Annotated in this window: 15 protein-coding genes and 1 tRNA gene; 9 read left to right on the forward strand and 7 right to left on the reverse strand. The window is 65.2% G+C overall.

Annotation, left to right across the window (positions count from 1 at the left end):
- Positions 1 to 4: 4 nt before the first annotated feature.
- Positions 5 to 1348, reverse strand: a complete 1344-nt coding sequence (locus SAC06_RS07900) for a PLP-dependent aminotransferase family protein (protein ID WP_350257756.1) — start codon at positions 1346 to 1348, stop codon at positions 5 to 7.
- Between the two features lie 100 nt (positions 1349 to 1448).
- Here SAC06_RS07900 and pdxS point away from each other — a divergent pair, with 100 nt between their 5' ends.
- Both pdxS and SAC06_RS07910 read left to right on the forward strand, forming a co-directional pair.
- Complete coding sequence (gene pdxS, locus SAC06_RS07905) at positions 1449 to 2312, forward strand: pyridoxal 5'-phosphate synthase lyase subunit PdxS (protein ID WP_350257757.1); 864 nt, start codon at positions 1449 to 1451, stop codon at positions 2310 to 2312.
- A 451-nt stretch (positions 2313 to 2763) separates the two neighbouring features.
- Positions 2764 to 3954 (forward strand): IS1249 family transposase, encoded by a 1191-nt coding sequence (locus SAC06_RS07910; protein ID WP_350257758.1) that lies wholly within the window; start codon positions 2764 to 2766, stop codon positions 3952 to 3954.
- Positions 3955 to 4171: 217 nt separating this feature from the next.
- Here SAC06_RS07910 and SAC06_RS07915 read toward each other — a convergent pair.
- Positions 4172 to 4245: transfer RNA gene (locus SAC06_RS07915), tRNA-Met, on the reverse strand.
- Between the two features lie 163 nt (positions 4246 to 4408).
- On the opposite strand from SAC06_RS07915, the gene purD reads away from it, so the two are divergent.
- Together purD and SAC06_RS07925 are read left to right on the forward strand one after the other, a co-directional pair.
- On the forward strand, positions 4409 to 5686 hold the full coding sequence (gene purD / locus SAC06_RS07920; RefSeq protein WP_350257759.1) for a phosphoribosylamine--glycine ligase: 1278 nt from the start codon (positions 4409 to 4411) through the stop codon (positions 5684 to 5686).
- Positions 5683 to 9318, forward strand: a complete 3636-nt coding sequence (locus SAC06_RS07925) for a phosphoribosylformylglycinamidine synthase (RefSeq protein ID WP_350257760.1) — start codon at positions 5683 to 5685, stop codon at positions 9316 to 9318. The genes purD and SAC06_RS07925 overlap by 4 nt, the downstream gene beginning before the upstream one ends.
- Before the next feature lie 132 nt (positions 9319 to 9450).
- On the opposite strand, the gene SAC06_RS07930 is transcribed toward SAC06_RS07925, so the two are convergent.
- Positions 9451 to 12561, reverse strand: a complete 3111-nt coding sequence (locus SAC06_RS07930; RefSeq protein WP_412766217.1) for a UPF0182 family protein — start codon at positions 12559 to 12561, stop codon at positions 9451 to 9453.
- A gap of 101 nt (positions 12562 to 12662) precedes the next feature.
- On the opposite strand from SAC06_RS07930, the gene SAC06_RS07935 reads away from it, so the two are divergent.
- Positions 12663 to 13214 (forward strand): PPA1309 family protein, encoded by a 552-nt coding sequence (locus tag SAC06_RS07935; RefSeq protein ID WP_350257761.1) that lies wholly within the window; start codon positions 12663 to 12665, stop codon positions 13212 to 13214.
- Here the strand turns inward: SAC06_RS07935 and SAC06_RS07940 are convergent.
- A complete protein-coding gene (locus tag SAC06_RS07940) occupies positions 13211 to 14311 on the reverse strand; it encodes a PDZ domain-containing protein (RefSeq protein WP_350257762.1) in 1101 nt (366 codons plus the stop codon). The genes SAC06_RS07935 and SAC06_RS07940 overlap by 4 nt on opposite strands.
- A 162-nt stretch (positions 14312 to 14473) precedes the next feature.
- Here SAC06_RS07940 and SAC06_RS07945 point away from each other — a divergent pair, with 162 nt between their 5' ends.
- Positions 14474 to 15901 (forward strand): zinc-dependent metalloprotease, encoded by a 1428-nt coding sequence (locus tag SAC06_RS07945; protein WP_350257763.1) that lies wholly within the window; start codon positions 14474 to 14476, stop codon positions 15899 to 15901.
- A 79-nt stretch (positions 15902 to 15980) separates the two neighbouring features.
- Positions 15981 to 16892 (forward strand): hypothetical protein, encoded by a 912-nt coding sequence (locus tag SAC06_RS07950; RefSeq protein WP_350257764.1) that lies wholly within the window; start codon positions 15981 to 15983, stop codon positions 16890 to 16892.
- On the opposite strand, the gene SAC06_RS07955 is transcribed toward SAC06_RS07950, so the two are convergent.
- Together SAC06_RS07955 and nudC are read right to left on the reverse strand one after the other, a co-directional pair.
- Positions 16889 to 18976 carry an ATP-dependent DNA helicase UvrD2 gene (locus tag SAC06_RS07955; protein WP_350257765.1) on the reverse strand — a complete coding sequence of 696 codons (2088 nt, stop codon included), beginning with the start codon at positions 18974 to 18976 and terminating at the stop codon, positions 16889 to 16891. The genes SAC06_RS07950 and SAC06_RS07955 overlap by 4 nt on opposite strands.
- Positions 18977 to 19021: 45 nt before the next feature.
- Complete coding sequence (nudC, locus tag SAC06_RS07960) at positions 19022 to 19903, reverse strand: NAD(+) diphosphatase (RefSeq protein ID WP_350257766.1); 882 nt, start codon at positions 19901 to 19903, stop codon at positions 19022 to 19024.
- Between the two features lie 69 nt (positions 19904 to 19972).
- On the opposite strand from nudC, the gene rph reads away from it, so the two are divergent.
- Both rph and rdgB read left to right on the forward strand, forming a co-directional pair.
- On the forward strand, positions 19973 to 20755 hold the full coding sequence (gene rph / locus SAC06_RS07965; RefSeq protein WP_350257767.1) for a ribonuclease PH: 783 nt from the start codon (positions 19973 to 19975) through the stop codon (positions 20753 to 20755).
- Positions 20756 to 20758: 3 nt separating this feature from the next.
- Entirely contained in the window at positions 20759 to 21379 is a 621-nt protein-coding gene (gene rdgB, locus SAC06_RS07970; RefSeq protein WP_350257768.1) for an RdgB/HAM1 family non-canonical purine NTP pyrophosphatase, read from the forward strand.
- On the opposite strand, the gene SAC06_RS07975 is transcribed toward rdgB, so the two are convergent.
- Entirely contained in the window at positions 21376 to 22152 is a 777-nt protein-coding gene (locus tag SAC06_RS07975) for an MBL fold metallo-hydrolase (protein WP_350257769.1), read from the reverse strand. The genes rdgB and SAC06_RS07975 overlap by 4 nt on opposite strands.
- Positions 22153 to 22154 lie beyond the last annotated feature (2 nt).

The raw sequence follows: 22154 nt of genomic DNA on the forward strand, positions 1-22154 counted from the left end.
GATTCTAGGTCAGCGCCCCAGCCAGGATTTGCAGCTGTTCCTCCAGGCGGGCGCCGGCCAGCCGACCGTAAGCAAAAATCAGCCCGGGCACCTGTGTGGGCCCCTGCCAGTAGTCGGCCAGCAGCCGGAGCTCCACCCCCCGCTCGGCCGCCGCCTGCTGTACCTGGCGGGCCGCCTCGTCCGAGCAGCGGATTATCGCCAATCCCCCCGCGTGAAGCTGGACTTTCCACGGGGCCAAGTATTGTTCAATCAGCTGGCGTCGCCGCGTCAGGTCGCGCCGGCGGCGGGCAATCCGGCGCCGCAAACCCCCGTGCGTCAGATAGGTGCCGACCGCTCGCTGGGCTAGGGCCGAGGTGCCCGGCCCCAAATCCTGGCGCGCCGCTCGCAGTTCCTCTCGCAGCGGACCGGGGGCAATCAGGTAGCCGAGGTGAGCATCCGCGGTCAGCACCCGGTTGAAGGTGCCCAGGTGCAGGACCTGGCCGGGGGCCTGCTCCCACAGGGTCGGCAGCACCGGACCCAGGTGGCGGTATTCGGAATCGAAGTCGTCCTCAATCAGCCAGGCGCCCAGCTCTCGCACCCGGGCCAACAGTTCGAGGCGACGCGGGGCCGGCATGGCAGAGCCCAGGGGATACAGGTGGTTGGGGGTCACCAGCACCGCCCCGGCCGCCGCGGGAATCTCAGCCGGCAGGATCCCGGCTTCATCCGAAGCGACCTCTACCGTCGCCATTCCCGACCGCCCAGCAACGCCGCGCAGGCCGGGATATCCGGGCGACTGCACCGCCAGCGCCTGGCCCGACTGGCGCAACGTGAGCAGAGTCAGCAGCAACCCTTCCCGGGCACCACCGGTCAGGAAGATGTCGTCCGGATCGACGGCCAGGGCTCGCAGGAGACGCAGGTGCTCAGCGATGGCGCGGCGGGTTGAGAGCAAGCCCTGGGGGTCGACCGGCTCCCCGCTGTCGCGAGCGGCAGTGCGCCAAGCCTCTCGCCAAGTCGAATCCTCAAGCCGCTCGCTCCCAGCCGGTGACTCTCCGGCCAAATTGGGGACCGGCGGCGCCGCTCCCACCGAGCCGCGGTCAGACTGAGCCCTCGGGCGCGGGGTTCGCTCCACCTCGTGACAAACCCTGGTCTTGCTGCCCGGGCGCGCCTCCAAATAACTCTCGGCCACCAGCTGGTCGTAGGCGGCCACCACGGTCCCACGGGACACGCCCAGCGAGGTGGCCAGCTCCCGAGTGGAGGGCACGGCCTGTCCGGCGTGCAGGCCTCCGGCGGCCACCAGTTGGCGGATCCCCGCAGAAATCTGAGCCGAGAGCGGGACCGGGCTCTCGCGATCCAATACCAGAGGAAGCATGACCACACCCTAGCAAACTGGTCCAGTGATAATTGATCAAAGTGGCTCTTGTGATGGTCCAGTGTCTTGGCCAGGATGGAGGTCGGTGAAAGGAGCCACAATGAGCAAAACAGAAATTACCAACCAACTGCGCGGAACCGTGATCATGGACGTTGTCACCCCGGAGCAGGCCCGAATTGCCGCCGACGCGGGCGCGGGCGCCGTGATGGCGTTAGAACGGGTCCCCGCTGACATCCGCGCGGAGGGCGGGGTGGCCAGAATGAGCGATCCCGACCTGATCGACGGGATCATTCAGGCGGTCTCGGTTCCCGTGATGGCCAAGGCCCGCATCGGTCACTTCGTCGAGGCGCAGGTCCTGGAATCACTGGGGGTGGACTACGTGGACGAGTCCGAGGTGCTCTCACCCGCCGACTACGTCCACCACATCGACAAGCACCAGTTCAAGGTGCCGTTCGTGTGCGGTGCCACCAACCTGGGGGAAGCCCTGCGGAGAATCCAAGAGGGCGCGTCCATGATCCGCTCCAAGGGAGAAGCGGGAACGGGCGACGTGTCCGAAGCGACCAAGCACCTGCGCACCATTTTGGGCCAAATCGGGGAAATCACCGGGCTGCCCGAGTCGGAACTGTACGTCGCCGCGAAGGAGCTCCAGGCTCCGTTCGAGCTGGTGGCCCAGGTGGCCCGCACCGGCAAGCTCCCGGTTCCCCTGTTTGTCGCCGGCGGGGTGGCAACTCCGGCCGATGCCGCCATGATGATGCAGTTGGGGGCTGACGGCGTCTTTGTCGGCTCGGGGATCTTCAAGTCCGGCAACCCGCAGCGGCGGGCGCGGGCCATCGTCGAGGCCGTGCAGGCTTACGACCAGCCAGCCAAGATCGCCGAGGTCTCGCGCGGGTTGGGTGAGGCCATGGTCGGCATCAACGTTGCCGACCTGCCGGCCCCACACCGTCTGGCCGACCGCGGCTGGTAGGCGAGCCGGGGCCGGGTCGCCGGGGCGGGGTGGTCGGGTGGCCAGATGGGCGGGCGGCCAGGTGGCCGGGGGGTCTGCGAGGTGTGCGTGCGGTGAAAAACCGTGGCAAACATGTCTAAGTGCTGGCAAAAGTAGGTGGCGTGGGCTGTTTCGGCCCGGTGGGCACGGGTTTTGCCAGCGTTTGCACACGTTTGCCAGCCTAGGGACATGGCAAACATCCCGAAGTAGTGGCAAACGTTGGCGAAAAGGCCCCCCACGGTCGCCACAGCCCTAGGTTTGCCAGCGTTTGCACACGTTTGGGGAGTCCGGCATAGAAGTGTGTTTTTATCTTGGATTTTCCGTTGTCTTGGTGCGGGAAAGTCTTGGTTTTTATGGTCTGGGAGCATAATGTCGGGCTGGTCCTTGACATCGCTGATTTGTGTGTTGGGTCCGGGGTTGATGGCCTGGAAACATGGGAAGACCAGCATCAACAAAGAAGTGCCAGGTCTGTGGTTGGCCTGGCCTGGTTCGTAACGGCACTACCAGTGCTGGTAGGCAACGCTGGCGTTGCTCCTCGTTGGGAGCTAGTACCACTAAGACGCGCCGTGACCAGATAGAACTATCCCAGTTCACACAGTTCATTTCTTGGGTGACAGGTCATGACACGCAATCCAGTATCGATGGCACTCAGACAGGCCGATCATTCAGGAAAAACATCGCCTGGTGCTGGAGGATACCTATCCCTGCCCCGCCCCTCACGGGTGAGGTTCACGAGCAGGTCTTCATTGATGGGACCTACCTGGCCTACGGCTGGTGCCTCCTAGTCGCTCGCAGCAACACCGGGCTCGTAGTTGCGTGGCAGTGGTGCCACAGCGAGAACAGCGCGGCCTACGGCAAGCTCCTGGCCCGCATCCCCCCTCCACTGGCCGTGACTACTGACGGGGCAGGAGGAGCATTGAAAGCCATCAAGGAACACTGGCCAGAAACCACCGTTCAACGGTGCTTGTTGCACGTACACCGCAACAACACCCGCGACCTGACCCAGAATCCGAAGACCATGGCAGGTAAGGCCCTCCTTGGCTTATCCAGAGCCCTCCTGAAGGTCACCAGCAAGACCGAGGCAGCCAAGTGGGCTACTCTTCTTGCTGCCTTCCACACCGAATACTCCGCATATTTGAAAGAACGCACCTACGCGCGTGACAACCCTTTAGAGGCTGCATCCCGGGGCAAGAAACCCACGGGCTGGTGGTACACCCACGAGCGAGACCGCCGCGTCTACCATCGACTCAACCGCCTTTACAAGGCTGGCGATCTCTTCGCCTACCTCACCACCGCCAAACAGGCACTAGAACGCACGACGAACCCTGTGGAATCCGTGAACCACCAAGTCAAGAGGGTCATCAAACACCACCCAGGCTTATCTGAAGACCACCTGACCTGCGGGATCGAACGGGTCCTGCATTCCTACACCCACAACCCTGACACCCCCAAGCAAATCTTGAAAGCCTGGCATGCTGCCGGTGAACCCACCCGAAGGCTCATCCCCAAAAAACCCCGCACGACCACACGCCTAGGACCCAAGCAACACGACACCGGCCTCAGCAGCGAAGAAGGCCTCTACACCAGAAAAGGCTGGGCCGGACGACCACTAAACAACCCATGACCAACACGCCCGAGTAAAAACACACATCCATGCCGGTATCCCCACGTTTGCCAACCTCCGACGTAACCGTCGACCCAAGTGTCAGCGGAAGTTGGGGGACACCGAGACCCGTGCCCGCCGGCGTCGGTCGAGACCGCCCCAAATACCGGGACACCCGCGAACAAAAACACTGAGGCCCTCTGGGTTTGCATTGCTGCAAGCCAGAGGGCCTCTTTCGTAGCGGGGGCAGGATTTGAACCTACGACCTCCGGGTTATGAGCCCGGCGAGCTACCGAACTGCTCCACCCCGCGTCGGCTTTACCTACTATAGTCAGCGGCCCATCTCGTCGGCAACCGAGGTGGCGGTGTGCTTAGTCATAGTGTCAACCCTTCTCGCAGGCGAGACGGGGACCCGACTTGTCATCCTCGCCAGGTATCCTGACAGGGACCTGGTAATTCGCGAATGTGAGTCCTAATGGATGTCATGGTAGTTGGCGGAGGCGGGCGCGAACACGCCCTGGTCCGCGCCCTCAAAAACAGTCCGAAAGTAACCAAGATCTACGCTTTGCCCGGCAACGGGGGGATCGCTTCCCTGGCCGAATGCGTGCCCATCGGCGCCACGGATCTGCCGGCAATTGTCGATTTTGCCACCTCTCACCAAATTGACTTCGCCGTGGTGGCGCCTGACGACCCCCTGGTGTTGGGCGCGGTGGACCTGCTGGAAGCAGCCGGGATCCCCTCGTTTGGCCCCACCGCCGCCGCCGCCCAGATCGAAGGCTCGAAGACCTTCGCCAAAGAGCTGATGCGACGACACCACATCCCCACCGCCGCGTACCAGGTTTTCACCGACCAGGACGCGGCATTTTCCTACCTGGCTGACGTCACCTACCCAATTGTGGTCAAGGCGGACGGCCTGGCTCTGGGCAAGGGCGTCATCATTGCCGAGTCGGAATCACAGGCTCGGGAGGCCGTGCACTCGATGCTCTCGGGCGAAGCCTTTGGCGACTCTGGCCGCCAGGTAGTGATCGAAGAGTTCCTCACCGGACCCGAAGTGACGGTACTGGCCTTCACCGACGGGCACACGGTCAAACCCATGGTTGCGTCGATGGACCACAAGCGGATCTTTGACGGTGACCGGGGGCCGAACACCGGAGGAATGGGCGTAATCGCGCCGAATCCTTTCTACACCTCGGAAGTGGCCCAGTACTGCGCCGAGCACATCTTCCAGCCGACGGTGGCGGCCCTGTCTGCCGAGGGAAACCCGTTCCGCGGGTGCCTCTACTTCGGCCTGATGCTGACCCCGGACGGCCCGAAAGTGATCGAGTACAACTGCCGGTTCGGTGACCCGGAGACGCAGGCTATCCTGCCGCTGCTCCGCTCCGACCTGCTGACAATCATGCAGGCGGTCCACGATCAGCGGCTGGACGAGGTGGAGGTCGACTTTGCCGACCAGGCCAGCTGCTGTGTGGTGCTGGCCAGCGAGGGCTACCCGGGCCAGGCCCAGGTGGGACGCCCGATCACGATCGACTCGGTGGAGGACGGCTACACCCACGTGTACCACGCCGGCACCAAGTTGGATGAGGGGCAGCTGGTCACCAGTGGCGGGCGCGTCCTGGCAGTCACCGCCACCGCGGACACCCTCCCCCAGGCAGTGGAGCGCGCCTACCAAGCGCTCGATCACATCTCATTTGAAGGCGCCCAGTTCCGCCGGGACATTGGCGCCGCCGCACTCAGGAAGGTCGATCACCCGTGATTTCTCGCCTCTATGTGGAAAAACGAGCGCCGTTTGCGTCCGAAGCCGCGCGGGTCCTGCGTGACGCGAAGACGCTCCTCGGCATTGAGGGGCTGACCGAGGTTCGGCTGCTGCAGCGCTACGACGTGCAGGGGCTCTCAGAGGCAGAGTTTGCCACCGCCGTCACCACGGTGTTTTCCGAGCCGCCGGTGGACCGGGTCCTGACCGAACTGCCCGCGGCCGACTTCGCCTTCGGCGTTCAGTTCCTGCCCGGCCAGTTTGACCAGCGGGCCGACTCGGCCGAAAGCTGCCTGCAACTGCAGAACCAGGGTGAACGGCCCCGGGTTCACAGCGCCCAGATCTACCTGCTGACCGGGCAGCTGAGCCCGGCGGAGCTGACCCGGCTGAAGGACTACCTGATCAACCCGGTCGACTCCCAGGAAATCGACCCGACCCTTCCTCCCAGCTTCACCCAGGAGGCCCCGAATCCGAACCCGACCCCGGAAGTCCCGCTGGACAACCTGGCCCAGCTCCACGCTGACCTCGGGTTGGCGATGGACCTTGACGACCTGGAGCTGACCCGCTCCTACTTCGAGTCCGAAGGGCGCGCCCCCACCCTGGCCGAGCTCCGGGTGATCGACACCTACTGGTCGGATCACTGCCGCCACACCACCTTCCTCACCGAGCTGACCGAGTTGCAGTTCGAGGATCCCCGCGCCCAGGAGACCTTCGCCGAATACCAGCGCCTGCGCGCAGAACTGGGTCGAACCAAGCCAATTACCCTGATGGACCTCGGCACGATTGCCGCTCGGTACCTCAAGCCCGTAAACCTTGACGAGTCCGAGGAAATCAACGCCTGCACCGTGCGGGTCACCGCCAACGTTGACGGCCATGAAGAACCGTGGCTGCTCCTGTTTAAAAACGAGACCCACAACCACCCCACCGAGATTGAGCCCTTCGGCGGTGCGGCCACCTGCATTGGCGGCGCCATTCGCGACCCGCTTTCCGGGCGCGCCTTCGTCTACCAGGCGATGCGGGTGACCGGGGCCGGCGACCCGCGCCTCCCCCTCGACCAGACTCTGCCCGGCAAGTTGCCCCAGCGCCAAATTGTGAACGAGGCGGCCGACGGCTACTCCTCATACGGCAACCAGATTGGGTTGGCCACCGGCCAGGTGACCGAGGTGTACCACCCCGGTTACGTCGCCAAACGGATGGAGGTGGGCGCGGTAGTGGGGGCAGCTCCGGCAGCGAACGTGGTTCGCGAGCGACCCGCCCCCGGCGACCTGGTCGTGCTGCTGGGCGGCAAAACCGGGCGGGACGGCTGCGGCGGGGCCACCGGCTCCTCCAAAACCCACACCACCGAGTCCATCACCGAGTCCGGCGCGGAAGTCCAAAAGGGCAACGCCCCGGAAGAGCGGAAAATTCAGCGACTCTTCCGCGACCCGGCGGCCACCCGCCTGATCAAACGGTGCAACGACTTTGGCGCCGGCGGCGTCTCGGTCGCCATTGGCGAACTGGCCCCCGGCCTCCGAATCGACCTGGATCGAGTCCCGGTGAAATACCAGGGACTGACCGGCACCGAACTGGCGATCTCCGAATCGCAAGAGCGGATGGCCGTCGTCCTGGCGCCCGCGGACGTCGACCGGTTCCTGGCCCTGGCGGCCGGGGAAAACCTGGAGGCCACCGTCGTGGCCGAGGTGACCGAGGAGCCGCGCCTGGTGATGGTGCACCGCGGACAGGAAATCATCAACTTGTCCCGGGCCTTCCTCGACACCAACGGCGCCCCGAAGGAAGCGGATGCCACCGTGACCGCGCCGGACGCCTACCAGTTCCCGTTCTCGAACTGGGATGAGCTGGCTCGCGACCTGAACATCGCCTCCCAACGGGGCCTGGTGGAACGGTTTGACGCCACCGTTGGGGCCGCCAGCGTGCTGATGCCCCTGGGGGGTCGGCGCCAGCTCACCCCCACCCAGGCGATGGCCGCCCTGCTCCCAACTCGCACCACCACCGCCTCGGTGATGTCGTTCGGCTTCAACCCGGCCATTCTGGCTGCCGACCCCTACGCGGGCGCCTACCTGGCCGTGGTGGAGTCCCTGGCCAAACTGGTGGCAACGGGAGCCGGGCTGGAGCAGGCCTACCTGACTTTCCAGGAGTACTTCCCCCGCCTCTTTGACGTCCCAGCCCGCTGGGGTCTTCCGGTGTCCGCCCTGCTCGGGGCCCTGCGCGCCCAGGTTGAGCTCGGGGTGGCGGCCGTGGGTGGGAAGGACTCCATGAGCGGCACCTTTGAGAACCTGGACGTGCCCCCCACCCTTGTCTCGTTCGCGGTCACCGTGGCTGAAGCCGCGGAGCTGATCTCGCCCGAGTTCAAGCAGGCCGGCTCGACCGTGGTCCTGCTGAGCCCGGAATTGGGTCCCGATGGGCTGCCCCAGGCCGACTCGCTGCGCCAAATCTGGGATCAGGCTCTGACGGCCATCCGGTCCGGTCAGGTCCTGTCCGCCTGGACTCCGGGTCAGGGCGGCGTCGCTGAGGGCCTGCTGAAGATGGCGGTCGGCAACCGGATCGGCGTCACGCTCGAGGCGGACGCCCCGGTGTTTTCCTACCGCTACGGCGCGCTGGTGCTGGAGCTGGCCCCGGGAGCCGAGTTGGCGGGGGCCCAGGTGCTGGGCCAGACCACCTCGGACTACCTGCTGCACAAGGGGTCCACCCGGTACGACCTGGCCGAGCTGGAGGCGGCCTGGACGGAGACGTTGGCGGAGGTGTTCCCAATCTCGGCTCCGGTCGCCACCGACCAGCCCTGCCCGGTTGTGACCTCTTCGACGCCCACGACCAAACCCGCCAGCAACAGGACGGCGAAGCCGAAGTTCCTGATCCCGGTTTTTCCGGGCACGAACTCCGAATATGACACCGCACGGGCTGTGGAAGAAGCCGGCGGCGAGGCCGAACTGTTCGTGGTCCAGAACCTGACAGCCGCGGACATCGCCCGATCTTCCAGCGAGTTTGCCCGGAGCCTGTCCACCTCCCAGGTGCTGCTGATCCCGGGTGGATTCTCCGGGGGCGACGAGCCGGATGGCTCCGCCAAGTTCATCACGTCGTTCCTGCGTAACCCGGAGATTTCCGCCGAGTTGACCGCACTGCTGGACCGGCGTGAGGGGCTGGTGGGCGGCATCTGCAACGGGTTCCAAGCCCTGATCAAACTGGGCTTGGTCCCCTACGGGAAGATTGTCGAACCGACCGCGGACTCCCCCACCCTGACCCACAACCTGATTGGGCGCCACCAGTCCCGACTGGTTCGCACTCGGATCGCTTCCACGCTCAGCCCCTGGCTGTCCGAGGTGGCCGTCGGCGACGTGGTTTCGGTTGCCATTTCCCACGGGGAGGGTCGCCTGGTGGCATCCGAGGAGGAGTTGGCTCGGCTGGGCGAGCTCGGCCAGATTGCCACTCAGTATGTGGATCAGGCGGGCCAGCCAACCATGGACGTGGACTTCAACCCGGCCGGATCAATGTGGGCCATCGAAGCGTTGACCAGCCCCGACGGACGGGTGATCGGCAAGATGGGTCACGCTGAGCGGATCGGGCCACACCTGTACCGGAACGTTCCCGGCCAGTTCGAACTGGGAATGTTCCGCTCCGCGGTGAAGTACTTCGCCGACTAGCAGCAGTTCGGGCCCCCGGCGTAATCGCTTGGGGGCCCGAACTTTAGGTAGAGGCCACAGGAGTTTCAGACGCCACCGGAGCTTCCGGGTAAACCACGAGGCGGGCACCCGCAGGTGCCCGCCTCGTGATTTTTAACCCTGCTCCGCGTCTGAGCCGAGCTCGGTTTCCGGTCCGACGTCCCCGGGGGGCGCCCCACCATCAGCGGGGTCGGCCGGCTCACCCAGGAGGGCGGCCGCCTCGGCATCCAGCTGGCTCTGAATCTGCACGGCCTTTTCCAGCGCCTTCTGCAGGTCGTTTTGAGCCTTGCCGTAGGCCGTCCAGTCGTTGTTCGACATGGCATCCTGGCCGGCCTTCAGCGCGTCGCGAGCCGAAGCCAACGCCTTGGACAGCTGCTGCTGCAAGGTCTGGTCCGTACTCTCGTCCGGCGCTTCCGGCTCCCCTTCCGAGCCCGCCACCGTCGCCTCGGAGTCGCCCCCGAAGGTCTGGTCCAGGGACTCCTGCAGGGTACGGGCGAACCCAATCTGGTCGCCGAACGCCGTCAGCACGTAGCGCAGGACCGGGTAGGAGGTACTACCGGTGGACTGCACGTAGACCGGCTGGACGTAGAGCAGCCCGCCCCCAACCGGCAGCGTCAGCAGGTTCCCGCTGATCACCTTGGACCCCTGCTGGTTTAGCAGGTTCAGCTCGGACGCAATCGTCTGATCGGAGTTGAACGCGTTTTGCACCTGGCCGGGGCCGGGAACCGTGGTGGAAGACGGCAGCGCAATCAACCTGAGTTTGCCGTAGCCGTCCCTGACCTTCCCCGGTTCGTTGCCTGTTTCTGAATCCACCGCCAGGAAGCCGGCCATCGCCGCGCGGCGCGCCTCACCCCCACCGGCGGGAACGTACACGGAGGTGAGGGAGAACTCTGCACTCTCCTGAGTCGGCATCTGCATGGTCAGGTAGTAGGGTGCCTGCAGCTTCTGCTGCGTCTGGCCCGCGGCGTCGGTCGAAGCCGAAGTTGGATCCTCCGACAGGCGCCAGCGGTCACCACCGGTGTAGAACTCGGCCGCCTCGGTCACGTGGTACGTGGCCAGCAGCGAACGCTGCACCTTGAACAGATCCTCGGGGTAGCGCAGGTGGCTCATCAGGTCCCCGGAGATTTCGCTCTTGTCCTGAATCAGACCCGGGTAGACCCCCTGCCAGGCTCCCAGCAGCGGATCCTGGTCATCCCAGCTGAACAGCTTCACCGAACCGTCGTAGGCATCCACCACGGCCTTGACCGAGTTCCGCATGTAGTTGATCGTCTCGAACTGGGCGGCGGCGGGGCCGGCCAGGGTGCGCGAGTCGGTGGTCGCCTCGGTCAGCGACTGGTGCTCCGCGTACGGGTACGAGTTGGCGGTCGTGTAGCCGTCAATGATCCACACGAGGCGCTGCGTGGTGGAAGGATCATCGTCCATGTCGACCACGGCCGGGTAGGCTTTCTGCTCCAGCGTCAGGAACGGAGCCACCTTCTTCACCCGTTGAATCGGATCCCGATCGAACAGGATCTGAGACTCTGAGTTGGTCTGCGAGGAGAAGAAAATGTCGGTCGAGCCGAACTTGACCGCGAACAGCAGCTTGTTGAAGAAGTTTCCGACCGAGGGTCCGCCGTCACCGGTGAAGGTGGTCTGCACCTGACCCGAGGGAGCGTTGTCGTCCGGGTAGTCCAGTTCCTGGGGCGGGGTCCCCTCCGGGGCTCCCACGATCGAGTAGACCGGGGCCTTCGGCGAGAAGTACACCCGCTCCTCATAGTCGCCAATTTCGCCGACGGAAGGAATGGACTGTTCCCAGAAGGACGGCGTCCCATCGGGCCGAACGGCGTTGCCGTAGGCGGCTGCCACGCCGTAGCCGTGGGTGTAAACGGTATGCAGGTTCACCCAGGTTTGCTGTTCTTCCTGCAGGCCGTTCAGGTTCAGATCCCGAACCGCGATCACCGTGTCCCGACGCTCACCATCGATGGTGTAGCGATCGACCGATAGCTGCTCATCAAAGGTGTAGTAGGGACGCGACTGCTGCAACTGGCGGAAAGTGGGGGAAACCACGGCCGGATCCAACAGGCGGATCTGCGAAGTGGACTCTGAGTCCTCCCGCAGCTGCCCGGGGGAGGCGTCAGTTTTTGCCGCATAGGTCTGGTATTCCACCTCGTCCAACCCGTAGGCCTTCAAGGTGGCGTCAATGTTGCGCTGAATGTAGGGCTGCTCCATCTGGCGCGCATTCGGCGTCACCCGGAACTGCTGGATCAACGCGGGGTACGCCATCCCGATCACCAGGGCGGACACGATGGTGACGGCCACGCCGGTGACCGGCAGCCGCCAGGTGCCGCGGAAGGCGGCCACGATGAACATGACTGCCACCAGGACCGAGACCACCGCCAAAATCAGGTGGGCCGGCAGGGTGGCGGAAATATCGGTGTACAGCGCGCCGTCGACGATCGCGTTCGGACCGCCGTTCTGGTAGAGCATCGAGTAGATCCCCAGCCAGTAGCGCAGGCCGAACAGCAGGGAGATGACCGCGGCAATCAGGCCGATCTGCTTCCGGGCCGGCCGGGTGGCGCGCAGCTTTGGAGAGAACGTGAGGCCGCCGTAAACGTAGTTGACGATCAGCACGCCCACCAGGGACAGGACCGCTGCGTTCATCAGCAGGCTCAGCAGCAGCTGCAGCACCGGAACGGTGAAGACGTAGAAGGAAATGTCGATGCCGAACTGGGGGTCCACCTCACCAAACGGTTGGCGGTGCAGCCACATCAGGATCTGCTGCCAGCTGGAAGCGTACGTCCCGGCCATGGTCAGCGCGATCAGCGCGGGCACGCCCCAGAACACCAGGTTCCGCATCGGTTCAAGTGCCTGCTGGTAGACGCGCATAGTCGAGCGAGCACCCATCAGCGGGCGCTTGCGATAAGCCCACTGCACCGTCAGCGCCACCGAGGCGAACAGCACCAGGAAGGACACCAGGGCAATTACCGCAATCGCCACCCAGCGGGTCCAGATGACCCGGTCTGCCCCCACCTGCTGGAACCAGAGCACTTCGGTCCAGGTGTGGGCCATGGCGTAAATGACCAGCCCGATCAGGGCCAGAATCAGCAGGGTAATGACCAGCGGGTTCTTCAGGGGGTTGGACTTGGGGATTCCCCCGCCCTCCCCGTCCCCACCCTGCGGGTTGCGCTGGGAGCCAGCGGGTCGGTCGTTGTTGGGTGGGAATCCACCCGCAAAGAAGGAGGTCACCGTTTCCTCTCTCGGGACCGGTCGATCCACATAGACTGCCTAATCAGTCCAAGTATAACGGCAACTGGCGGCCGTACCCGGGGCCGTGACAAGATGCATCTATGAGTGAAAATCAGCTGGCCTTGAAGACGGTAATCCACGAGATTGAGCGAGGCGCAGCTCGCCTCGGTTGGGATCGTCCCCCGGCTATTTACGCCCTGGTGCCAACCCAAGAACTGCTGGCTGCTCCCGACCTTCCTGCGGACATTGCGGAACAGCTGCGTGAGAGTTGGACCGGAGAGGCGGAACACCTGTCGGCCATCTTGCAGGACCCCTTGGCTGAGGACAACTTGGAGGAGATCCTGCCCGAGCTGGCCTGGCCGGACCAGGTCGCCGGAGCCGCCGTGGCGGTCGAACGGGCCATTATCCCGCCCGAGGTCGAGGACCAGGTTCCCGAGGATCCGCACGAGGCAGCCCACTTTGTCGCCTCGCACCCCGATCACACCGACGTCCGCCTGACCGTGGGGGTGCTGCGCTCCGGGGAGTCCTGGTGCGCCATCCGCACCCGGCCGTTCGACTCGGACGACCAGGTGGGTTCGGGTGAGAACCTAATCCCCGGCCTGGTGGAGCTGCTCCGGCTGGGCTTTGTCGAGGCCGAGCCGACCGCCGACTAGCCGACTACCGACTCGCAGGTGGGGACTTCGTCGCCCCGCCCGGCCGCAATCTTTTGCACCGCGTCGACGGCTTCGGACAAGGTGCCAACCGCCCGCACCTCAAGTCCGTCCGGGTAGTTCCCCGGCACTTCGTCGCAGTTGGAGGTGGGGGCCAGGAACCACTCGGCTCCGTCCCGGAAGGCGCCGTACATTTTCTGTTCGATCCCGCCGATTGGTTCCACCGTGCCGTCGTAGTGCATGGCGCCGGTTCCGGCGATGACGTTGTCGCCCACCAGCGTGCCGCCGTTGATCTTGTCGATGATGCCCAGAGCAAACATCATTCCGGCCGAGGGACCGCCGACGTTTTCCAGGTGGAAGTTGATTTCCACCGGCATGTCAATGTCGAAGCTGAGGACCACCCCCAGTTTCGAGCCCTGCTCGGGATCTGCCGGATCCTCAGTGGTGATGACCGACTCGGTCCGATCGCGCCCACCGCGCTCGACTGTCACCTGCAGTTCGGTGCCGGCCGGCACGTCCCGCAGCAGCCGGAAGGGAGCACTTGGGGACTTCATCGGGTAGACGGTCCCGTCCGGGGTCTCGATGGACACGAGCTGGTCCCCCACCTCGATTTTGCCGGCCGCACCCGAGTCTTCGGCGATCCCCACCACGGTGATGACGGTGGGCAGGCGATAGCCCAGGTATTCCAGAGCCGCCACGGCCGCCGTCGAGTGGGAGGACTCCATCTGGGCCGAGGAGACCGCCTCCATGTCCTCGGAGGTGACGTCGTCGGGATACACGTCGGAGTAGCGCGAAATCGAGTACCCGGGGGTGCGCCAAGCCCGCAGCAGCATCGGGGCGGTCACCGTGGTTCCGGGCCCGCCCTCCTCGCTGACGGTGACCATTCGCAGTTCGCCCTCTGCCGGCTCGTCCGAGCCGCGAATCTCAATCAGCGGCTGCCCGTCCTGATCCCCCAGGACGTCAAAAGTCGGGCCGGGAGAGTAGATCACGAACGGGAGCGGCGTCAGCGAGACGGCCAGGCCCAAACCCACTGCCACCACAATGAGAACTAGCCACTGAAGCGCACGCTTGAGCCGGTTTGGCTGCGATGTCTTTTCCATTCCCCTATTGTGCACCAACTGGACCAACTGAGCTTTGTCGCCTCAAACACGCTTTCACCAGCTCCCCCACCGGCAATTCTGGCCGGCCAATTGCGCCCAGAGCGCACCGGCAATTCAAAAGTTTCTCAGCTCATCACCAGCCAGTGCGGATAGACTCATTCCATGAACGATTCGCGCGACGATCGCCCAGACGAGTACTCCGACGAACCGGAACGTAATCCGCTTGAAGAGATCCTTTCCGCGTTCTTGGGGCCCGAAGCCGCGGCTGAGGCCGCCAAGCAGTTCAGCCTGCAGGGATTCGACCTCAGCTCCATGGCCGACGCTTTTGGGGCGGGCTCAAACCCGGTCCCGTTGGGTCAACTCCAGTACCTGTTCCAGTCCACCACCGGCCCAATCAACTGGCGGATGGTCGAAGATCTCGCCAAACAGCACGCTTTTCAGGCGGACCGGGAACCGATTGGGTTCACCGAGACACGCCTGGTGAACGACGCCCTGCAGATTGCCGACCTGTGGCTGAGCCAGGTGACGGACTTTACCGTCAGCGACGCCAATTTTGAGACCTGGATCAAGGTGGACTGGGTGACGCAGACGCTGCCCGCCTGGAAGCAGATTTGCGAGCCGGTCGCGGCCAACGCGTCGCGGGCCCTCACCGAAGCCTTGCAGTCGGAGATGGGCGAGGCGGAGGACCGGGGTTTGCCCCCGGAGATTCAACAGTTGGCCGGCTCCCTGAGCACGGCTTTGCCCCGGATGTCCGGGTTGGCCTTTGGCTCCCAGATCGGCCAGGCGCTCGGGGCCATGTCGGAGCACAGTTTCGGCCCGTTCGACTCGGGCCTGCCGTTGGCGCGGCCCGGCACCACCGCCCTGGTCTTCTACAACATCATGGAGTTCACCGAGGGGCTGACCACCGACCCGCGCGAAGTGCTCTGGTACATCGCCATTCGAGAGTCGGCCCATTCGCGACTGTTCGCCTCGGTCCCCTGGCTGCAGGCCGACCTGCTCCAGGCGATCACCCGGTACTCGCAGGAGATCCGGATCGACACCGAAGCCATTGCCGAGTCGGCCCGCTCCTTCGATTTCCAGGATCCGGAGTCGCTGAACCGGGCCATGTCCGAGGGGGTGTTCTCCCCGGAGCCGACCGAGGCGCAGCAGCGAGCCCTGACCCGGATCGAAACCCTGCTGGCCCTGATTGAGGGCTGGGTCGAGGTGGTCACCGCCGAAGCGGGGCGCGACTACCTGCCCGACCTGGACAAGATGCAGGAACTCATGCGCCGGCGCCGCGTGAGCGGATCCAACGGAGAGCAGCTTCTGGCCCAGCTGGTGGGCCTGCACCTTCGCCCCCGTCAAGCTCGCAACGCCGCCAAACTCTGGCGCCTGGTTCAGGATGCTTCCGGACCGGATGGGCGCGATGCCCTCTGGGCCCACCCGGATCTGATCCCCACCGCGCAGGAACTGGCCGACCCGGAGATTTTCTTGGCCACCCGCGAGGCGGCCAACGACACCACCGACGAGTTTGACGAGGCGTTGGAGAAACTTCTGGACGGCACCCTTGGTTGGGCGGACGGGTTGGAGCCCCCGACCGACGACAAGTAGTTATCCACAGAGCGCTCGCCGCTACCTGCTCGCAGACCTGCCGGACCAGAATGGAAGGTAACTGCGAAAGGGAGTGCTGATGGTCGAACGCGTCCGTGAGGGGGTGGTCCTGCTGCCCTGGGCCGACAACCTGTTGCAGGTTGGGTCCAGCTCGGAACACAGTTTTGTTCTCTCCGGCCTGGATGAGGGCACCACCACCTGGCTTCGCCGGCTCCTGAGTCGCCGCGACATTCCCCCGCTACCTTCCCTCACGCCCGATCAGCTGCGCCTGGTCGGGTTGCTCCGATCCCACGGCCTGGTGGAGACGCGCCGCTCCGCCACCGTTCGGGACCTGCATCTGCGGGTGGTTGGGCTCTCCCGGACTACGATCCTGTTTACCCGGTTGGCTGCCACCAGCGGGGTCTCTTTTATTGATGTGCGCGACGCGGCCCGGGTCGACGAAGAGGTGGAGCTCCTGTTTGGACCGGACGACCTCGGCTCCCTGCGAACCGAGGCCCTCAAGGCGGAGTTGAGTTCACGCCGGGTGGCGGTGGGGCGTTCTTCCCGGCCGCATCTGGTGGTTTCGGCTGAGCGCAGAGTGGTGGACGACCAGCGGGCGGCTCAGCTGCTGCGCGCCGACCTAATTCAGCTGCCGATTGTGGCCGACGATCGCACGATTCAGATCGGTCCGCTACTGGTCCCCGATTTGTCCCCCTGCCACATGTGCCTGGAGTTTCACCGGAGGGATTGCCTGCCAACCTGGGCGAAAGCTCGCAAGCTGCTGCTACGAACCCCCCTGTCCCCACCGGAGTTGCCGTTGGCCGCGGCGGCGGCCGGCTTGGCCCTGCATCTGGTGCAGTCGGTCCTGACGCCGGCCCTTCGCGCCGGAGCCGGCCTGCCAACCTGGGCTCTTGGCACAGCCTGGCGGCTCACCGAATCGGGGGTGGAGGAGACCCGCTGGGATTTTCACCCGGACTGCGGGTGTCGTGCCCAACACATGTACCGCCTCTAGCTATCCTCCACCTGCTCTGCCCCGTGCTGGCGAATGAGCTGCAGAATCTGGGCCCCGTAGTCGGCCAGGCGGTTGTGCCCGATCCCGCGCACCGCCCCCAACTGACGCAGGGTCTTGGGTTTAGCGGTGGCAATGTCGCGCAGGGTGACGTCGTTCATCACGGCGAAGGCGGGGCGGGACAGTTCCCCGGCCACACCCAGGCGCCAACGCCGCAGTTCTTCGAACAGGGCGAGGGTGGCCGGGTCGGACTCAGCTAGGAACCGTTCCTTGTCCTGGCTGAGCTTTTGCTTGGCGCTCTGATCACCTTCGGCTCGACGCCGCGCGGGAGCCGCCTCCTCGGGCCAAAGCGGAGCCAGGAACCGACTGACCTTGCGTTTCTGGCTGCGCCCCCCGCTACGGCTTCGGGCGTAGGACACCTGCAGCAGGTCGCGGGCCCGGGTGATCCCGACGTAGAGCAGCCGACGTTCCTCCTCTACCGTTTCGGGTAGCTCCGCCAGCGAGATTGGAATCAGCCCCTCACTCACCCCGGCCAGGAAGACCACGTCCCATTCCAACCCCTTGGCGGCGTGCAGGGTGGAGAGCACCACCCCGTTGACCTGGGGGGCGGCCTGCGCCTGGGCCCGTTCAAGCAGATCCTCGACAAACTGGCCGAGGCTGAGCTCCGGTTTGGACCGCGCCAGGGCGGCCAGCGCCTCCAAGTTTTCCCACCGTTCCCGCGACGCGCCTTCGCGCTGCGGCGGCTCCGGGGTCCACCCCGCCCCCAGCAAAATGTCTTCCACCTGGGTTGACAGCTCCGCTTCAGCCTCGCCCTCTCCCACCAGTTCGCGCATCCGCGCCCCCTGTCGCAGCAGGACGAGCGCGCGGCGGATTTCCTCTCGTTCGAAGAAGCGGGCCCCACCGTGGACCTGCACCCCCAGACCCAGGTCGGTCAGCGCCTGCTCCAGGGCCTCGGACTGCGCATTGGTCCGGTACAGCACCGCGATTTGTGCCAGCGGTCGACCCTGCTGGGACAGGTCCTGAATCTGCTGGGCAATGCCGCGGGCCTCATCCTCATCGGTGGGGAAGGATCGGAACGACACGGCCGGCCCGCCCTCGCGCTGCGAGACCAGGCGCACCGCCCCCTCCAATCCCCGCTCGGGGCCGAGCCCGTTGATCCCCCGCGCCCGAGCCATCACCTGGTTGGCGACCGCTACCACCTGCGGAGTGGACCGGTAGTCCCGGTTCAGCTCTACCACTTTCGCCTCGGGGAACTGCGTCGGAAAATCAATCAGGTAGCGGGGGCTGGCCCCGGCAAATGAGTAAATGGTCTGGGAGACGTCACCCACGACGCAGATGTCCCGGCGCGGGCCCCGCCACAGGTTCAACAGGTGCTGCTGCAGGGTGGAAACGTCCTGATACTCGTCCACCACAAACGAGCGGTACTGCCCCCGCACTTTTTGCCGGATGTCGTCGCGTTCTTGCAGCAGCCCGCAGGTCAGGGTCAGCACATCTTCGAAGTCGATCACCTGGCGTTCAGCCTTCGCCTGCTCATAGGCGTCGTAAATACGGGCAAAATCTTCCATCGACAGGTCGGCCGGAGCCGCCCGCCCGAGCTTGGCGGCCTGCTGGGGGTAGTCCTCCAAGCTGATCATCGAGACTTTGGCCCACTCAATCTCAGCGGCCAGGTCCCGCACCGAAGTCTTGTCCACCCGCACCCCCACCCGGGTGGCGGCCGAAGCCACCAGGGCCGCCTTGTGCCCAACCACCTGGGGGACCGATCCGGAAAATGCCCGCTCCCAAAAGTAGGAAAGTTGGCGCAAAGCCGCCGAGTGGAATGTACGGGCCTGTACCCCGTGCACGCCCAGATCTCGCAGCCGTGAGCGCATCTCAGCCGCGGCCCGGGCCGTGAACGTCACCGCCAGAATCGAGGTGGGGCTGAGCTGCCCCGAAGCCACCCCGTAGGCAATTCGGTAGGTGATTGCCCGGGTTTTCCCGGTCCCGGCACCGGCCCGCACGCAGAGCGGCCCCCCAACCTGCAGGGCGACCTCTTGCTGCTGGGGGTCCAGGGCGGCCAGCAACTCCTCGGGTTGTTTCATTTCAGACATACTCCCATTGTCCCCACCGCTCCGACAAAACCCATTTCCCCCGGCCTACTGTGGATAGGGCAGGGGTGCCCCCAGCCAGTCGGACAGCATGGCCGCCGCAATGGAACTGGGCCGGGGCGCCAGGATTTGGCCGGTCTGCAACGCCGCCACATACTCGTCCCGCGCGAAGAACCGGGCATAGTCAATCTCCACCCGATCCGGGACCGGTTCCACCTCGTCACCGATCGTCTCGGCGTGAAAAGCCAGCATCAGTGAGCGCGGCCCGGGCCAGGGCTGGGCCCCCAGGTAGCTGAAGTTTTGCACCGGTACGCTCACCTCTTCCCACAGTTCCCGCTCAATCGCCCGTCGCGGGGTCTCCCCCGCCTCGATATAACCGGCCGGAACCGAAAGCATCGGCCGATCCCAGGCTGCATTGTGCGCCAGCAGCACCCGGTCCTGCCCGTCGGTGACCCGCACGATCACGACCGGATCGGTCCGGGGGTACTCAACGTGACCGCAGTGTTGGCACCGACTGGCCCAGCCGGCCTCCGCAGATTGGACCCGGTGACCGCAGCGAACACAGTACCGATCCGTGTCGTGCCACCGGCCCAAGGCCACCGCCTGGGCGGCTAGGAAAGACTCGTTATCGCCGAGGGTGGCAGCCATCTCAATCAGGGGCCGAAACTGAACGCCCGCAGGAAGGCCAGCACCGTCCCACAGTTGCGCCAAATAGATTGTCCCGTTGGGATCGCGGCCCAGCAGATAGGGTTCAGCGGAGCCGAGTTTCCGCGTGGTCCAGAGCCGGTCCCCCTGCACGGCCACCTCGCCCCGCCCGGTCACCACCAGGGAGCGCCACGACCCCGGGGTCAGGTCCGCGGGCCGAAACTCCGCCCGCGATTCCCCCATCGAGTCGATCGCCCCTCGATCAAGCATCAACTGTAAACTCACCCCTCCAGCTTAGCTGCCGGGGCCCGAGTGACATTTCCACCTGTCGGAGGAAGCGACTACGGTTGAATCATGGCAAATGAGATGAGCAAATCGCGGGCCGACGGACGGGCCGTCAATCAACTTCGACCGGTAAAGATCACCCGCGGCTGGGGCTCAGCCGGGGAAGGCTCCGTGCTGATTGAGTTCGGCCGGACGCGGGTCCTGTGCGTGGCCTCCCTGACCGAAGGCGTGCCGCGCTGGCGGTCCGGATCCGGGGAAGGCTGGGTGACCGCAGAGTATGCCATGCTGCCCCGGGCCACCTCGCAACGCTCCGGGCGCGAATCCGTCCGGGGAAAAGTGGGGGGACGCACCCACGAGATTTCCCGGCTGATTGGCCGCTCCCTCCGGGCGGTGGTCGACGTCGCGGCCCTCGGTGAGAACACGATCATCTTGGACTGTGACGTTCTGCAGGCTGACGGGGGCACCCGCACGGCCGCCATTACCGGGGCTTGGGTCGCACTGCAGGACGCCATCAACTTCGGGCGTGAGCAGAAGCTGATTCGGGAACGGAAGAACCACCCGGCCCTGAAGGACTCGATCTCTGCGATCTCCGTCGGCATTATCGACGGCGTGCCGATGCTGGATCTGCCCTACGAAGAGGACGTCCGCGCCGAAACCGACATGAACATTGTTGAAACCGGGACCGGCGGACTAGTTGAGGTCCAGGGCACGGCTGAGGGAGCCCCGTTCAGCCGCTCTGAGCTGACCGAACTGCTGGACCTGGCCCACCACGGCAATCAGCAGCTGCGCGCCCTCCAACTGGCAGCCCTGGAACTGCCGCTGGGCGAAACTCTAGCCAGCGACTGGAACTAGGCGATGACCACCTCTCCGCGCCTGGTGGTTGCCACCGGAAATCAGCACAAAGTTGAAGAAATCCGCTCGATCCTCACGCCGTACTTCTCGGAGGCGATCCTGGCTGACATTGCTCCGCTCGGCCAGTTCACCCGGGAGGAACCGGTGGAAGACGGCGTCACTTTCGAGGCCAACTCCCTGATTAAGGCCCGGGCCGCCTGCCGGTTGACCGGGCTGCCGGCCCTGGCTGACGACTCGGGAATTACCGTCGATGTGCTCGGGGGTGCCCCGGGGGTGTTTTCCGCTCGCTGGTGCGGCCACCATGGGGATGACCGGGCGAACCGGGAACTGCTCCTCGCCCAGCTGGCGGATGTGCCCGATCAGCACCGCGGCTGCGCGTTCGTGGCCTGCGTGACCCTGGTCCTTCCCGACGGGCGAGAGTTCGCCACCGAAGGACGCGTCAAAGGACACCTGGCCCGTCAAAGCTCAGGCAGTGGTGGGTTCGGCTACGACCCGATCTTTGTTCCGGACGGTTTTTCCGTCACGACAGCTCAGCTCAGCCCAGCAGAGAAGAACGCCCTGTCCCACCGGGGTCAGGCGGTGCGGCTGATGGTGGAGCACCTGCAGGAACTGCTGGGCGACTAGAGTTCAAACACCTGCCCGGGTCGGGCCGCCTCCAGCGGTCCCGCCCAGGTGCGCTCGGTTTCCGCCAGCACCACGGAGGGATCGGTCCAGGGCTGAATGTGGGTCAGCACCAGCTGCCCCACCCCGGCCTCCGTCGCCAGTTCTCCGGCCCGCTCGCCGTCCAGGTGAATACCCCGAACAGTGTCCGCGCTGGTGAAGGCCGCCTCGGACAGCAGCAGGTCGACCCCCAGGGCCATCCGGGTGATGGACTCGCAGGTGTCGGTGTCCCCGGTGAAAGCCAACGACTTGGCTCCGGGGGCTTCGACCCGATAGCCGAACGTTTCCACCGTGTGCCGGGCCCGGTACGGGGTGATGGTCATCGGCCCCACCTGGAAAGGCACCTCGGGCTGAACCGTCACCACGTCGAAGATCTCAGAGATTTCCTCCGGGGTGGCCCACCCATCGAGCTGGCACATCCGGTGTGCGATGTTGTCCGGACCGTAAATCCGGCAGATCGGGGCCTGCCCAGCCGGGTTCCACCGGTTGTGCACGTACAGCGAAATGATGTCACCCATGTGGTCTGAATGGCCGTGGGTGAAGACCACCGCATCCAGGTCCTGCGGGTTCAGGTACTTCCACAGGGCCCCAAAGGCCCCCGGCCCCAGGTCAAAAACCACCGACCAGGTGCGGGTTCGACCGGCGTCATCGGGCCCCTCAGCCTGCACCAGGTAGCTGGACGCGGCGGACTCAGGTCCCGACATGGACCCGGAGCAACCAATGATCGTCAGTTTCATCG

The sequence above is a fragment of the Scrofimicrobium sp. R131 genome (assembly GCF_040256745.1).
In the GTDB taxonomy this organism is placed as follows: Bacteria; Actinomycetota; Actinomycetes; order Actinomycetales; family Actinomycetaceae; genus Scrofimicrobium; species Scrofimicrobium appendicitidis.